This window comes from Solidesulfovibrio alcoholivorans DSM 5433 (genome assembly GCF_000702665.1).
In the GTDB taxonomy this organism is placed as follows: Bacteria; Desulfobacterota; Desulfovibrionia; order Desulfovibrionales; family Desulfovibrionaceae; genus Solidesulfovibrio; species Solidesulfovibrio alcoholivorans.
In genome coordinates, this window is the sequence record NZ_JNJA01000034.1 from 1 (window position 1) to 14,045 (window position 14,045).

Genomic DNA, 14,045 nt, shown 5'->3' on the forward strand with positions numbered 1-14,045 from the left:
CTTCCTGGCTGAGCGCTATGAGCGCGGCAGCGTGCTGATCAGCAGCAACCTCGTGTTCTCGCAATGGGACAAAATCTTTAAAGATTCCATGACCACGGCGGCGGCCATCGACCGGATGGTCCACCATTGCGTCATCCTGGAGCTGACCGGCCAGAGTTACCGGAACCAGGAAGCGCAAAAGCGGAATGCGGACACTCAGCTTCGCGGCAATGACCACGGACGCGGCGCTGAACTCATACCCGAAGATCGCTTGGCTGAAGCCGAGGTGCGTGCACAAGAATAGTTGTCGTCAGTGCCCAGGAGTAATTGACGCTGAGCAGCATGGTCTCGATGAGGGAGAATTCCTCTTCGAGAGCTTCATATTCGCGCCGGTATTCGGCATCTTCCCGTATGGCTTTTTCGTGCAGGTCACGGGCCTTAATCCTGGGCATGGCCATTCTCGGTTTTCAATGAAAGCGGGATTGGCGTAACGTTTTCCCATCCCGTCAATTCATGCTCAGCAACCCAGAGATCATGGGATTTCTGCAAGTTCAACCAGAGTTCCGGCGTGGTGTTGAAGGCCCGAGACAAGCGCAAGGCCATATCCGGGGAGATTCCGGCCCGTTCATTGATGATTTTTGAAAGGGTCTTGCGGGACACCCTCAGAATTGCCGCCAGTTGCGTTACCGTCAACCGGAGGGGCTCCAGGTGCATCCGGCGTATGACGCCCCCCGGATGGGTGGGCTTTCGGTTCATTCTGCGCCGGGGGGCGTCAGTGGTAGTCGAGGTAGTCGACATCGTAGGCTTCTCCTTGCTCCATGCGAAAGATCACACGCCAGTTTCCAGATACCTTCACGGACCAGAACTTGGCACGGTCCCCTTTGAGCGGGTGCAGCCCTGAGCCTGGAAAGGCCATGTCGCCGGGTACCGTGGATTGATCCAGGCGATCCAGAATATCCGTCAGCTTCTGGGTGTGTTTGGCCTGGATGCCTTTGGCTGTCCCGTCAAAGAAGAGGTCCTCCAGGCCCTTGTGCTTGAAGCTCTTAATCATAGATGTAACCACATAGGTAACGGCTGTCAAAAGGGCAAGGGGAAAAAGGTGGCACTCCTTCGGCAGCCTATTTTTCTCCTAACCGTATGACTTTTTCGCCGGCTTTGGCTGTGTTCATGCCCGCTTCCAGGGTCTTGACCGCCCGGCGCAGCTTGTCCGGGGAAAGGTGGCTGTAACGCTCGGTCATGGCCAACGTGCTGTGTCCCATAAGCTCCTTGACCGAATATAAATCGATACCTTGCTCGACCAGCCAGGAAGCGAAGGTGTGACGTAAGGTGTGGAAGACAACTTTCTGGCGCGGATCGGTGACGCCATTGTTGAAGCCGAGAGCGGCGACCACGCGGTTGAACGTCTCGGAAACCTGCACGATGCGCCCGCCATTGGCGGATAGGAAGACCAGATCGTTGTGCCCTCGGCGTTCCATGCCTGCCAGCATCGTCGTCACGGCCTCGGTCATGTAGGCTGCCCGGGTCTTGCCACTTTTGGTGTCACGCAGGATGAGCACGCCGCGTTCCATGTCCACGTCGCCCCAGGTCAGGGAAAAGATTTCGCCTGCCCTCAGGCCGCAATGTAGGGCGAGCAAGGCCATGTCATGGACGTTGGATTCCCGTTCGGCCAGGGCGGCAAGCAATCGGTCGGCTTCATCGTGGGTCAGGAAGCGCAACCGGCGGGCATCGGCAGAGGGCTTCTTGACCATGGAAACCGGGTTGTCGCCGGCATAGAGGCCATTGCGCTTCGCGAAGTTGAATACCTGCCGCAGGGCCGCGAGGACATGGCGGACGGTTTGGGCGGAGCGCCCGGCTTCGGCCATGGTCTTCTTGATGCGCTCCAAGTGGATGGGCTTGATGTCTCGTAAAGGCTTGTTGGCCAGAGTAGGGGAGAGCCAGAGGCGGTAAGCGGCTTCCTCGGCATAAGCCGTATGCGTGGCTTTGTTGGCCTGGGCCACGGGCAAGTATTTTCCCCAGACTTGGGCCAGGGTGATGTTTTCGCGTTCCTCGATGGCCCGGGCCTCAACTTCGGCTTGGCGCTTGGCCTCGGCCTGCTTGCGCTTCTCGGCAAGACTGGTGGCACCCTCGCCCGTCCTGGCCGCTTCCTGGAGCTTGGCAAGGGTCTGGGCTGCTTTGGCAGCGGTCCAGCCCTGGCTTGCCCATCCCAAAGCCTCTTCTTTGCGCTGGCTGTTCACCCGGTAGCGGATGGCGAAATACTGGTCGGGCTTCACGCCATGCTTGCGGGTAGGGTGCTCACGATATCGGACGCCTTCGTGCTTAGTCTGCTTCCAAGTGTAGCCCATATCTGTCCCCCGAAAGTTGTCCCCCACCTGTCCCCCAATATTTGAGGAAACGGGGTGAAATCGAGTGAAAGCCTATGTGCCATAGATATGCATTACTACCTGTCTTGTCTAGGTTTTTATGGATTCAAGTGAGGTCAGGTGAAAGCATTGAAATCGCCTCCTAAGCGATAGGCCGTGCGTTCGAATCGCGCCGGGAGCACCATAAAAATCAAGGGGTTGGACTGATTGGGTCCAGCCCCTTTTGCGTGGTAAGGTGGTTTGGTCCCGCTCTGGTCCCGCTTTTGAAGCTGATAGGTGGGGAGGTTGAGGAAGGGAAGACGCATCCAAGAGTCGCTTTCCTCATATCCGCATTGGCTGTATCCCTAGCCCGGGAGCCGGCAGAAGCGGCAGTGAGCCGCATATCGGTCTTGCTATTGACCCCGATTCTCGCCAAAAACACAACGCGGCCATTTGACCTGACACCGGCCGGACGGCAGGGCTTTGCCGCATTGCCCCGGCGTCGTCTCTATAAGGATGACTCATGACTTCCGAAACCCATGCCCAGCTTGTCGGCTTCATCTGGAACATCTGCAACCTGCTTCGCGGCCCGTACAAGCGCAACGAATACCGCAAGGTCATCCTGCCGCTCACCGTCCTTCGCCGCTTCGACTGCCTGCTTGCTCCGACCAAGGCGGAAGTGCTCAAGCAGCACCGGGCCCTCGAAGGCAAGCCCGAAAACATCGTGCGGAGCTTGCTCCAGAAAATCACCAAGCGGCCGTTTTACAATACGTCGAAGCTGGACTTCCCCAAGCTCCTCAATGACCCGAATCAACTGGCGCAGAATCTTGCCAGTTATATTGCCGCCTTCTCGCCCAATGTCCGGGCCATCATGGAAAAATTCGCCATTGACCAGCAAATCGCCAAGATGGCCGAAAAGAATCTTCTTTTCGAGGTCATCAAGGCCTTTTGCGACGAACGCCTCGATTTGTCCCCGGACAAGGTGGACAATCTGCAAATGGGCTATGTCTTCGAGGAGCTTATCCGGATCGGCGCGGAACAAGCCAACGAAGAAGCCGGGGAGCACTTCACCCCGCGTGAGGTCATTAAGCTCATGGTCGGCCTGCTCCTCTCGCCGGAGAAAGACCTTGGCCGCAGCCATGTGGTGAAGACCATCTTCGATCCGGCCTGCGGCACCGGCGGCATGCTGTCCGTGGCCGAACGCTATATTCGCGCGCTCAATGCCGAGGCCGATCCGCACCTGTTCGGCCAGGACTGGAACGACGAAGCCTGGGCCGTGTGCAAATCCGACATGCTCATCAAGGGCGACGACGCCGACAATGTCCGGCTGGGCAACAGCTTCACCGAAGACGCTTTTGACCGCGACTCCGAGGGCCGCAAGATCACTTTTGATTACATGCTGGCCAACCCGCCCTTTGGCGTCGAGTGGAAGCAGCAGGCCAAGTTCATCGAGTCCGAGCGGGACAGCCTGGGGCATGACGGGCGTTTCGGAGCCGGCACGCCGCGCATCAATGATGGATCGCTTCTGTTTCTCCAGCACATGCTGTCCAAAATGCGCTCCCCGGCCGACGGCGGCAGCCGCATCGGCATCGTCTTTAATGGTTCGCCTCTTTTTACCGGCGACGCGGGCAGCGGGGAAAGCAGCATCCGCCAGTGGATCATTGAAAACGACTGGCTGGAAGCCATTGTCGCGCTGCCGGACCAGCTTTTTTACAATACCGGCATCGCCACCTACATCTGGATTCTCACGAACCGCAAGGAATCGGCTCGTAAGGGGAAAATTCAGCTCATCGACGCGCGGCGTTTTTTCGTGAAGATGAAAAAGAGCCTTGGCAACAAGCGCAACAAGATCGGCGACGCCGACGAGGGCGAACCGGATCAGATCGGGGACATTGCCCGCATCCATGGCGATTTCCTGGATGACGACACGCGCGTTTTGGGGGCCAACGGCGAGACGAAGACCTTCATTGTCAGCAAGGTGTTCGACAACGAGGATTTCGGCTTTCGCAAGATCACGGTGGAGCGGCCCTTGCGACTCAACTTCCAGGCCAGCCCGGAACGCATCGCGCGGCTGGACGAGGAAACCGCCTTTCGCAACCTGGCTGCCAGCACCAAAAAAAAGGATGCCGTTCGGTTGCAGGAGATCGAAGCCGGCCGGGCGCGCCAGAAAGTCATCCGGCTCATGTTGCGGGCCTTCGGGGAAGGCAACAACCAGAAGCTTTACATGGATCGGGAGGGTTTTCTGGCCGACCTCAAGAAGTTTGGGCGCTCGGGCGGGGTCGGGCTCACTGGTCCGGAACGCAAGGCCGTGCTTTCGGCCTTGTCCGAACGCGACGAGACCGCCGCCATCTGCCGCGACAAGTCGGGCAATCCCGAGCCGGACAGCAGTCTTCGGGACACCGAGTGCGTGCCGCTCAAGGAGAACGTGGAAGACTATTTCCGCCGCGAAGTGCTGCCCCATGTGCCGGACGCCTGGATCGACCACGCCAAGACCAAGATCGGCTATGAGATTCCGCTCAACAGGCATTTTTACCGCTACGAGCCGCCGCGCCCCCTGGAAGCCATCGAAGCCGACATCAAGGCCCTGGAAGCGGATATCATGGCCATGCTGCGGGAGGTGACGGCGTGACCGATGCCATGCTTCCCGCGTCGGCTGGCGGCGAATTTTTGCTCTACCAGACTGAGGACGGTCGTGCCCGCATCCAGGTCCGTTTCGAAGCCGGTACGGTATGGCTTTCCCAGCGGCAGATGGCCGAGCTGTTCCAGACGACCGTGGCCAATGTGAACACGCACTTGCGTAATATCTTTGCCGACGGCGAACTTGCGCCCGAGGCAGTTGTTAAGGAATCCTTAATAACTGCAACCGACGGGAAACGTTACAGAACGAAGTTTTACAACCTGGATGCCATCCTGTCCGTCGGCTACCGGGTCCGCTCCCACCGGGGCACGCAGTTTCGGCAATGGGCCACCCAGCGGTTGCGCGAGTATTTGGTCAAGGGTTTCGCCCTGGACGACGAGCGGTTGAAGGAACCCGCCGGGGGAACCTACTTCGACGAACTGCTGGCCCGCATTCGGGACATCCGGTCCAGCGAGCGGGTTTTCTGGCGCAAGGTGCTGGATATCTACGCCACCAGCATCGACTATGACCCTTCCGCCGAAGCCTCCAAGCGCTTTTTCGCCACCGTGCAAAACAAGATGCACTACGCCGCTCACGCCCACACCGCCGCCGAGGTCATCAGCCTTCGCGCCGATGCCAACGCCCCCAACATGGGGTTGACCGCCTTCACCGGAGCGAAGCCGAGGCAGCAGGACGCGGAGGTGGCCAAGAACTACCTGCGTCCGGAGGAGCTTGAAGCACTCAATCGGATTGTCATGGCCTATCTGGAATTCGCGGAATTGCAGGCGCTCAACCGGAACCCCATGTACATGCGGGACTGGATCGCCAAGCTGGATGATTTCCTGCGCTTGAGCGGCCGGGAGGTGCTGGCGCACGCGGGCACGGTGAGCCACCAGCAGGCCTTGGACAAGGCGCGGGGTGAATATGAAAAGTACCGCCTTGCTCACGCCAACGACGTGACGCCGGTTGATCGGGATTTCGAAGCTGCCGCCAAGGCGCTGGAGAAGACGGGCAAGACGCGTCCGCGCCGAGGGAAGAAGGGAGGGGATGCGTCATGAAGTATCCGGCGTATCCGAAGTATAAGGACAGCGGCGTCGCGTGGTTGGGGGAGGTGCCGGAGCATTGGGAGGTGAAGAGGCTCAAAAACTTATTGGTTGATGGTGATGGAATTAAAATTGGTCCTTTTGGCAGTGCATTGAGACTCGAAGAGATGGTGGATGTTGGTGTAAAAGTATATGGGCAAGAAAATATTATAAATAATGATTTTGACATTGGGCACAGAAGGATTTCAATAGATAAACACAAGGAGATGCTTGCGTATAATGTAAGGCATGGTGATATTCTAGTGACAATGATGGGGACTAGTGGAAAATGCAAAGCAGTCCCAGAAAATGCAGAGCCTGGAATTATTGACTCGCATTTGTTGCGGCTGAGAATTGTTGGTGCTGTATGTAAAGAATTTTTAGTAATGTTAATAGATCAGTCAAGCATTGTTCAAAATCAAATTAATTTTATGGGACAAGGAAGTATAATGCAGGGGATTAACTCTGCTATAGTAAAAGAATTGGTTATTTCATTCCCTCCCCTCCCCGAACAGCGCGCTATCGCCGCCTTCCTGGACGCCCAAACCTCTAATCTCGACACCCTCATTGCCAAAAAGCGCGAGCTGATCGACAAGCTCAAGGAAAAGCGCGCAGCGCTCATCACCCGCACCGTCACGCGCGGCCTGCCGCCGGACGCTGCCACGGCTGCCGGGCTCGATCCGCATCCGAAGATGAAGGACAGTGGCGTCGAGTGGTTGGGGGAGGTGCCGGAGCATTGGGAGGTAGCTGTCTTAAGACGCTTCATTCGTTTCATAACAAGTGGTTCACGTGGCTGGGCCGAGTATTATGCAGACGATGGCGATATATTTGTTCGAATTGGAAACTTGACAAGGCATTCTATTCGAGTTGATTTGACGGATATTCAATATGTCGATCCGCCGCAAGGGGCTGAGGGTGAGCGGACAAGGATAGAGATTGGTGATTTATTGTTTTCAATTACGGCATATTTAGGTTCTGTTTCTGTAGCGACTATCGATGTCGCTGGGGGATATATCAATCAGCATATTGCGCTTGTTCGGATTGGTATGGATGAAATGATGCCTGAATATGTAGCATACTCGACTTTAGCAGATTTTGGGCAAGCCCAACTAAATGGTCAGGGCTATGGTGGGACGAAGATTCAACTCTCCTTAGACGATGTGAAATCACTATGGGTACCCGTCCCCCCCCTCCCCGAGCAACGCGCCATAGCCGCCTACCTCGATCGCGAGACCGCTGCCATCGACGTTCTGGTCGCCAAGGTCGAAACCGCCATCGACCGCTTGCAGGAATACCGCGCCGCCCTCATAACCGCCGCTGTGACTGGCCAAATCGACATACGGGAGGCCGTCCAATGAGTGACACCAAACTGTTCCGTCTCTCCCCCGAGGGCGTGGCCGAACTCCACGGCCAGTCCCTGGCTCTGGAAAAATCGTTGCAAACACTCATGGAACGCAACCTGGACGCGCTCCTTGGCGTGCGCTTCCTGGCTTCGGAATATTCCACCGGCAGCAAGCACAAGGGTCGCATCGATACGCTCGGCATCGACGAAAACGGCTGCCCGGCCATCATCGAATACAAGCGCGCCACCAACGAAAACGTCATCAACCAGGGGCTCTTCTACCTCGACTGGCTCATGGACCATCAGGCCGAATTCAAGCTGCTGGTCCTGGAGCGCTACGGCCGCGACGCCGCCAACGCCATTGAATGGGGTGCCCCGCGCCTGCTCTGCATAGCCGGCGACTTCACCCGCTACGACGAACACGCCGTGGCCCAGATCAACCGCAATATCGAACTCATCCGCTACCGCCACTACCCCGAAGGCTTTCTCATACTGGAAATGGTCAACGCCGTGACGGCCGTCAACGGCGGCGCATTGTCCGCGCCAGCCCCCTCCTGTCCTTCTACGGAAGCCGACCGGCCGACCGTGAAGACCGTTTCAGACTATCTGGAGCAGGCCCAGCCGGAGGTCAAAGACCTTTACCACGCCCTTGAGGATTACTTGCTGGCCCTCGGCGACGACGTGACGAAAAAGGTGCTCAAGCACTATATCGCCTTCAAGCGCATAAAAAACTTCGCCTGTGTGGAAATCGGCGTCCAGGCCAAGCGCCTTGTCGTTTCTGTAAAGTGTACGCCGACGCCGGAAAACATCATCGAAGGCCTCACCCGCGACGTGCGCAACATCGGCCACCTGGGCACAGGCGACATGGAAATAGCCATCAACACCATGGAAGACTTCGAGCGCGCCAAGCCGTTCCTGGAACAAAGCTACCAAGCAAGCTGAGTGCTGCCGGGGGAAAGGGATGTCCAGCCAGACCACCGAGAAGGCCTTCGAATCCTATGTGGAAATCATGCTGCTGACCAAGGCCGGTTGGCAGGCGGGCGATTTGGCCGAATGGGATGTGGATCTGGCCCTTTTCCCGCCCCGCGTGCTGGCTTTCCTCGAAGACTCCCAGCCAGCCCTGTGGGAGCAGATGCGGTCACTGCACGGCGCGAATCTCGAAACGCTGCTCATCGTCGCCCTGGCCAAGGAACTGGACCGCAAAGGCGCACTCCATGTCCTGCGCCATGGCTTCAAATTTTACGGCAAGCTCTTCCGGCTGGCCTATTTCAAACCCGCCCATAGCCTCAACGCCGAAGTCCTGGACCTCTACGCCAAAAACGTCCTGACCGTGACCCGGCAAGTCCCCTGCCATCCGGCAGCCGGTGATGCCGTGGACCTCGTCTTTGCCGTAAACGGCCTGCCCGTCGCCACCTGCGAACTGAAAAACCCCAACACGCACCAGAATTGGCGACACGCCGTCAAACAGTACCAGCAGGACCGCGACCCCCGCGCGCCGCTGTTCCAGTTCAAAAACCGCGCGCTCGTCCACTTTGCCGCCGATCCCGACGAAATCCACATGACCACCCGCCTGCGCCGGGAAGCCACACATTTCTTGCCGTTTAATCGCGGCAACCACCCCGGCAATCCCCAATGCGGCGCAGGCAACCCGCCGCATCCCTCGGGCTACCGTACCGGCTACTTCTTCGAGGAGATCCTTTCACGCGACGTGTTTCTGGATATCCTCGGTCACTACATGTTCCTGCAAAAGAAAGAAGAGAAGGTGGATGACGGCAGGGGCGGCAAGAAGTTGGTCACCAGGGAAACGCTGATTTTCCCCCGTTACCACCAACTCGACGCGGTCGGGAAAGTCGTCAGCGCCGCGCGAACCGAAGGGCCGGGCGGCAATTACCTGATCCAGCATTCAGCCGGCAGCGGCAAGACCAACAGCATTTCCTGGCTGTCCCACCGGCTGGCCAGCCTGCACAACGAGGCGGACGAGAAGGTTTTCGATTGCGTCATCGTCATCACCGACCGCCGCGTCCTGGACAAGCAGTTGCAAGACGCCATCTACCAGATCGAGCATGCCCAAGGCGTGGTCCAGGCCATTGACCAGAATTCCCGGCAATTGGCGGCGGCACTCATCGACGGCACGAAAATCGTGGTCACCACGCTCCAGAAGTTCCCCTTTGTCCTGCGCGGCCTACTCCACGCCGCCGGAGCCGAGAGTCGCGACGCCGCCAACGAGGATGAAAAGCGCCAAGCCAAGGAATGGGAAGAAGCCATCGCCGCCCGGAAATACGCGGTCATAGTGGACGAGGCCCATTCCAGCCAGACCGGCGAGACGGCCCGCGAACTCAAGGGGATACTTGGCGCGGCCCATGCCGAGACCGATGAAGACGAAGCCGATTGGGAAGACGGCCTCAATCAGGTGATGCAGACGCGCGGCCGCCAGCCGAACTTGAGCTTTTTCGCCTTCACCGCCACCCCCAAGGGCAAGACCATTGAACTGTTCGGCCGTCCGGGGCCGAGCGGCAAGCCGGAATCGTTCCATATTTACAGTATGCGCCAAGCCATCGAGGAAGGCTTCATCCTCGACGTGCTGACCCACTATACCACCTACAAGACCTACTTCCGCCTGATAAAGGCCATCGAAGACGATCCGGACCTGCCCAAGAAAAAGGCCGCCCGCGCCCTGGCCAAATTCATGAGCCTGCATCCGCACAATATCGAACAGAAAACCGAAGTCATGGTGGAGCATTTTCGCCGCCACGTCAGCCGCCTCCTCGGCGGCCGGGCCAAAGCCATGGTGGTGACCTCCTCCCGGCTCCATGCCGTGCGCTACATGCAGGCCTTCGAGCGCTACATCGAAGCGCATGGCTACACGGATATTCGCCCCATGGTGGCCTTCAGCGGGACGGTCAAAGACCCGAAAAACGGCCTGGAGTATACCGAACCCGGCATGAACACGGATCGCGTGACCGGTAAGCCCATCAGCGAAGCCCAGCTTCCGGAGAAGTTCGCCTCGCCTGATTACCAGATTCTCCTGGTCGCCAATAAGTACCAGACCGGCTTCGACCAGCCCTTGCTTCACACCATGTACGTGGACAAGCGCCTCGACAATGTGCAGGCCGTGCAGACCCTGTCCCGCCTCAATCGCAAGATTCCCGGAAAGGACGCGCCCTTTGTCCTCGACTTCGTCAATGAAGCCGAAAATATCCTGCGGGCCTTCAAGCCGTACTACGATGCCACAAGCCTGCAACAACCGTCCGATCCCTCGGCATTGGAAACCCTCAAGCACGAACTCGACCTGACCCAGATATACCATTGGAGCGAAGTCGAGGCGTTCGCCCGGATTTTCTACAAGCCGCTGGCCAAGCAGACGCCGTCCGACCACGCCCACATGGAACGGCATCTGCAACCCTCTGTGGACCGTTTCAAGGCCGAAGAGGACCCGGAAAAGCGAAACGAATTCCGGGACAAGCTGTCGGGATACGTGAAGCTCTACGCCTTTTTAAGCCAGATCATACCCTATGCCGATCCCGATCTGGAAATGCTCTACAGCTTCGGCCGTCTTCTTCTGCCGCATTTGCCCTTGGAGCGCGACGGGATTGTCATCAAGGTCAGCGACGAAGTGGCGCTTCGCTATTATAGAATGGAACGCATTTATTCCGGCAGTATCGACCTAAAAGAGGGTGATGATCCAGGCGTGAAAAGTCCAACCGACGTCGGGACAGGCAAGTCCACGGAAGAAAAAGCGCCACTGTCTCAAATTATTCGGGCCGTCAACGAACGATTCGGGACACAATTTACCGACGAAGACATCCTGTTTTTTCAACAGATCAAGGAAAAAGCATGCAAGAATCAACGCATCATTCAGACAGCCAAGGCCAACCCCTTGGACAAGTTTGAACTTGGTATCATGCGCCTTCTTGAAGAATTGATGCTGGAGCGCATGGCGGATAACGACCGCATCGCCACGCGCTACATATCTGACCAGCAATTCCAAGGGGTCGTGCGCCCAATACTTACCAAGAATATATTTGAGACAATCCTTGCCAAGGAAGATGAGGCGACAATCGAAGGATAACCGAATCGATGGTTTGCTGTTTCTTGCTCGTCCTCAAGGTTGCTTGACCCTGCCACGCCCTTTTTTACGAAACAAACGCCTCCGCAGGCGTCACGTCGATGGAGCCATCCCCGGCTTGCCCCCGCGCTTCTTTCATGGCGCGCAGTTCCCCAAGTGCCCGGTACATGCTGCGCTCGATGGCGGTTTCATAGCGGGTGAGCAGGACCAACTTGTCGGCGGATTGGAAGTGGGAAATGAAGTCGCCGTAGGGGTCCCGGTGTTTCGGAGCCCCAAGGCCATTGCCCATGTAACCGGCCTCGAAGCGCATGACCCGTCGCAGTCGCCACAAGCACAGCGCTACCCGCTCCACGAGAAGCGCTTCCATGTCCCCGACCGGGCGGAGATCGGCAACGAGGGATTGCCGCAAAGCGACAAGGTCGGCCTTTCGCTCGCCGGGCAGCACCAGTTCCTTGGCGGTCAGGCCGTGCGTGATGGCGTTGGTGGCGACAATGGCCTTGCCTGCGGCGGACTTGGGGCCGCCCGTGTAATTTTGCTGCTCGCTCATATTTCCCGCTCCTTGCGCATGATTTTTCGGACTTCCTTGCCGGTGATGCCCAGTTCGGCCCCGATGAGGCCGCAAATTCTGTCCGTGCTGCGGCGGTTTTCCTGGCGCGACTCATAAGTCAGGCCGCCGCATTCCCGGCAGAGGAACATTTTCCCAACGAGGTAGAGCTTGCCGACGCGTCGACCGCAATGGGCGTTCGGACACCGAAACCACCATCGCCAGCCGAATGTCAGCCGGGTCCTGTCCAGATCGACGCGGTACTCCATCTGCTCGGTGTTGTTGCAGGTGTAATGCAGCCGGATAAAGGCCGGTTCTGCATCGCATCGGGTTTCATAACCAATGCTGGCAACGGTTTTCCCGCTGCGTGTCCATTGCCATCCGCCATACCTCACGACACCCGGCGCGATGATGCCTTCCCGGACCCAGCGGCCGACGTCCAGGGACCGGAAATCCTCCACGGTTGGTTTTTTTCATGCGCGCATGCCATAGCGCCCGGACCCGTAACCTCCCATCTTTTTCCCTCCCGGATTTTGCCGAAATCATTTGCAAAAAAAGTTGAGGTTCGCGCAGGGTTGACACAATAACATACTAAATTTATTATATATTTTATTTATTGCCATTCGGCATAACAGCCTTTTCCGGTGTTGTATGAATTTTTTCTGTGTATTTAATGTGTTATATGCCGATAGAGCTGTTCGGTCCGCTGGACACCCCCGTCTTATCCCGCTGGAACTTCATTCGAATTTTGCCAAAAACACGGAGGCCTGGAGGTGTTCTTCACCAGAAAGCGCCAATAATTGACGCTGGCAACTGGCCTTATGGGACCCACGACGTCTCCTGGGGGCAGACACCCCCCGGTTATCCGTCTTTTGCGTGCGGCCTCGAAAGGAGGGGGAGGGGGCCTATGCAAAAGCTCCGTCCTGGGGTTCGGGGTGATGATGGGTCATAAGAAGTCCGCCTTGTCCGCCTACTCCGCTTTTATCGAATTCAAGCGGGTTTTCGGCGGCGGACCCAGCCGGCACAAAGTCCGCTTGGTCCGCTTCCAGGACCAACATATCGCCCCTTTCGGAGGACCCGGCGGATATCGTCTCTCCCCGGTCCGCTGCCATAACGCTGCTTCCTGCCTGAGAAAGCGGACTTGGCGGACAAGGCGGACTTGTCATGACGCGGTTTTCGACCTGCTCGTCCCACACGAGGCAATGCACGCCACGGCGGCCATTGGCGTTGTGCTTTCCGGCCGTGAGGGTCAGGCCGCAGGACCGCAGGAACGCGCCGAAGCTGTTGGACGTGGCGAACTGTTCTTCCGGGGTAAGGCCGGCGTTGAAGCGTTCCCAGACATGCCCGACGGCCAGACGGCCGCTCTCGACCTCGCCGCGCAAGGCGGCAAGGACCTGGGCCAAGCGCACAGTGCGCCCGGAGGACTCCTGGGGCGCGGCGTGTGTGTCGTCCAGGATGACCTGGAGCGCGTCCACGGCCTGCCCGAGGTAGAAGCCCACGGCGTCAAGGCCGTGCTGTAATTCTTCAGGCCCGATGCTGGTGCATGGTTCCAGGCCGTGGGCAAACTGGCGGATGGCGTGCAGGCCGCCGGCCAGACGCAGGGCATAGCCGTAGACCGCGCCAAAGATGCCGGGCTGGATGCCTCCGAGGACTTGGGGCCGCGCGCCGGTAATCAGCATGGTCTTGCCGGCTCGTACCACCCGGGCGTCGTTCCCGTCATGTAGGCACAGCCAGCTTTCCCGGTCGTTGCCGCCCTTTTTATACTGGTGTCAAACAGCACCGAAAAGTGACCCCCAATCAGCGTCCAAAATTGACCCCCTCGATGTTGATGTCCGCCCTCCATCTAATCGGGGAGGGGGCGCCTCATTGGCTTCTGTGCTTGAGCCTCCAGCTATCATTGCCAGTCTCGATGATCTCGCAGTGATGCGTCACACGGTCCAAGAGCGCCGTGGTCATCTTGGCGTCTCCGAAGACTTGCGCCCATTCGCCGAACGTCAGGTTTGTCGTCACCAGCACCGAGGTCCGCTCGTAGAGCTTGGAGAGCAGATGGAACAGGAGTTGGGCGCTGTTTCGGGA

At 58.2% G+C, this 14,045-nt stretch carries 13 protein-coding genes and 1 tRNA gene; 7 read left to right on the forward strand and 7 right to left on the reverse strand.

The features are described from left to right. Positions 1 to 283, forward strand: a 283-nt coding sequence (locus tag Q368_RS27340; protein WP_029461138.1) for an ATP-binding protein, incomplete at its 5' end; no start/stop codon positions are given. Between the two features lie 134 nt (positions 284 to 417). Here Q368_RS27340 and Q368_RS0122265 read toward each other — a convergent pair. From Q368_RS0122265 to Q368_RS0122275, 3 genes are all read right to left on the reverse strand, one after another. Then, a complete protein-coding gene (locus tag Q368_RS0122265; protein ID WP_342665724.1) occupies positions 418 to 777 on the reverse strand; it encodes a HigA family addiction module antitoxin in 360 nt (119 codons plus the stop codon). Further along, entirely contained in the window at positions 752 to 1,030 is a 279-nt protein-coding gene (locus tag Q368_RS0122270; RefSeq protein WP_029461223.1) for a type II toxin-antitoxin system RelE/ParE family toxin, read from the reverse strand. The genes Q368_RS0122265 and Q368_RS0122270 overlap by 26 nt, the downstream gene beginning before the upstream one ends. Positions 1,031 to 1,097: 67 nt before the next feature. Further along, entirely contained in the window at positions 1,098 to 2,321 is a 1,224-nt protein-coding gene (locus Q368_RS0122275) for a tyrosine-type recombinase/integrase (RefSeq protein WP_029461224.1), read from the reverse strand. A gap of 128 nt (positions 2,322 to 2,449) precedes the next feature. On the opposite strand from Q368_RS0122275, the gene Q368_RS26185 reads away from it, so the two are divergent. The 6 genes from Q368_RS26185 (at position 2,450) to Q368_RS0122300 (ending at position 11,428) form a co-directional block, all read left to right on the forward strand. After that, a tRNA-OTHER gene (locus Q368_RS26185) sits at positions 2,450 to 2,523 on the forward strand. Positions 2,524 to 2,841: 318 nt separating this feature from the next. Continuing rightward, positions 2,842 to 4,947: a type I restriction-modification system subunit M gene (locus Q368_RS0122280; RefSeq protein WP_029461225.1), complete on the forward strand. Its 2,106-nt coding sequence runs from the start codon at positions 2,842 to 2,844 to the stop codon at positions 4,945 to 4,947. Beyond that, positions 4,944 to 5,993: a virulence RhuM family protein gene (locus Q368_RS0122285; RefSeq protein WP_211249800.1), complete on the forward strand. Its 1,050-nt coding sequence runs from the start codon at positions 4,944 to 4,946 to the stop codon at positions 5,991 to 5,993. The genes Q368_RS0122280 and Q368_RS0122285 overlap by 4 nt, the downstream gene beginning before the upstream one ends. Then, positions 5,990 to 7,375 carry a restriction endonuclease subunit S gene (locus Q368_RS0122290; protein WP_029461227.1) on the forward strand — a complete coding sequence of 462 codons (1,386 nt, stop codon included), beginning with the start codon at positions 5,990 to 5,992 and terminating at the stop codon, positions 7,373 to 7,375. Before Q368_RS0122285 ends, Q368_RS0122290 begins: the two co-directional genes overlap by 4 nt. Beyond that, positions 7,372 to 8,301: a DUF5655 domain-containing protein gene (locus Q368_RS0122295; RefSeq protein ID WP_029461228.1), complete on the forward strand. Its 930-nt coding sequence runs from the start codon at positions 7,372 to 7,374 to the stop codon at positions 8,299 to 8,301. The genes Q368_RS0122290 and Q368_RS0122295 overlap by 4 nt, the downstream gene beginning before the upstream one ends. Before the next feature lie 19 nt (positions 8,302 to 8,320). Beyond that, positions 8,321 to 11,428 (forward strand): type I restriction endonuclease subunit R, encoded by a 3,108-nt coding sequence (locus tag Q368_RS0122300; RefSeq protein ID WP_029461229.1) that lies wholly within the window; start codon positions 8,321 to 8,323, stop codon positions 11,426 to 11,428. 64 nt (positions 11,429 to 11,492) lie between these two features. Here the strand turns inward: Q368_RS0122300 and Q368_RS0122305 are convergent, their stop codons facing one another. The 4 genes from Q368_RS0122305 to Q368_RS0122320 all read right to left on the reverse strand — a co-directional run. After that, a complete protein-coding gene (locus Q368_RS0122305; protein WP_029461230.1) occupies positions 11,493 to 11,972 on the reverse strand; it encodes a hypothetical protein in 480 nt (159 codons plus the stop codon). Further along, entirely contained in the window at positions 11,969 to 12,430 is a 462-nt protein-coding gene (locus Q368_RS26190) for a hypothetical protein (protein ID WP_156955858.1), read from the reverse strand. Before Q368_RS26190 ends, Q368_RS0122305 begins: the two co-directional genes overlap by 4 nt. A 444-nt stretch (positions 12,431 to 12,874) precedes the next feature. Next, the gene (locus tag Q368_RS0122315) at positions 12,875 to 13,648 is read right to left on the reverse strand and encodes a hypothetical protein (RefSeq protein WP_029461231.1); all 774 of its coding nucleotides are present in this window, start codon (positions 13,646 to 13,648) and stop codon (positions 12,875 to 12,877) included. Positions 13,649 to 13,832: 184 nt separating this feature from the next. Then, the coding region (locus Q368_RS0122320; protein ID WP_029460381.1) for an ATP-binding protein at positions 13,833 to 14,045 on the reverse strand (213 nt) is incomplete at its 5' end.

What these genes read in the sequence shown, in the direction of transcription:
- Q368_RS0122305 (WP_029461230.1), bottom strand. Translation starts at nt 11,972, where the DNA reads ATGAGCGAGCAGCAAAATTACACGGGCGGCCCCAAGTCCGCCGCAGGC.
- Q368_RS0122275 (WP_029461224.1), bottom strand. Translation starts at nt 2,321, where the DNA reads ATGGGCTACACTTGGAAGCAGACTAAGCACGAAGGCGTCCGATATCGT.
- Q368_RS0122280 (WP_029461225.1), top strand. Translation starts at nt 2,842, where the DNA reads ATGACTTCCGAAACCCATGCCCAGCTTGTCGGCTTCATCTGGAACATC.
- Q368_RS0122315 (WP_029461231.1), bottom strand. Translation starts at nt 13,648, where the DNA reads ATGCTGATTACCGGCGCGCGGCCCCAAGTCCTCGGAGGCATCCAGCCC.
- Q368_RS0122265 (WP_342665724.1), bottom strand. Translation starts at nt 777, where the DNA reads ATGTCGACTACCTCGACTACCACTGACGCCCCCCGGCGCAGAATGAAC.
- Q368_RS0122295 (WP_029461228.1), top strand. Translation starts at nt 7,372, where the DNA reads ATGAGTGACACCAAACTGTTCCGTCTCTCCCCCGAGGGCGTGGCCGAA.
- Q368_RS0122290 (WP_029461227.1), top strand. Translation starts at nt 5,990, where the DNA reads ATGAAGTATCCGGCGTATCCGAAGTATAAGGACAGCGGCGTCGCGTGG.
- Q368_RS0122300 (WP_029461229.1), top strand. Translation starts at nt 8,321, where the DNA reads ATGTCCAGCCAGACCACCGAGAAGGCCTTCGAATCCTATGTGGAAATC.
- Q368_RS0122270 (WP_029461223.1), bottom strand. Translation starts at nt 1,030, where the DNA reads ATGATTAAGAGCTTCAAGCACAAGGGCCTGGAGGACCTCTTCTTTGAC.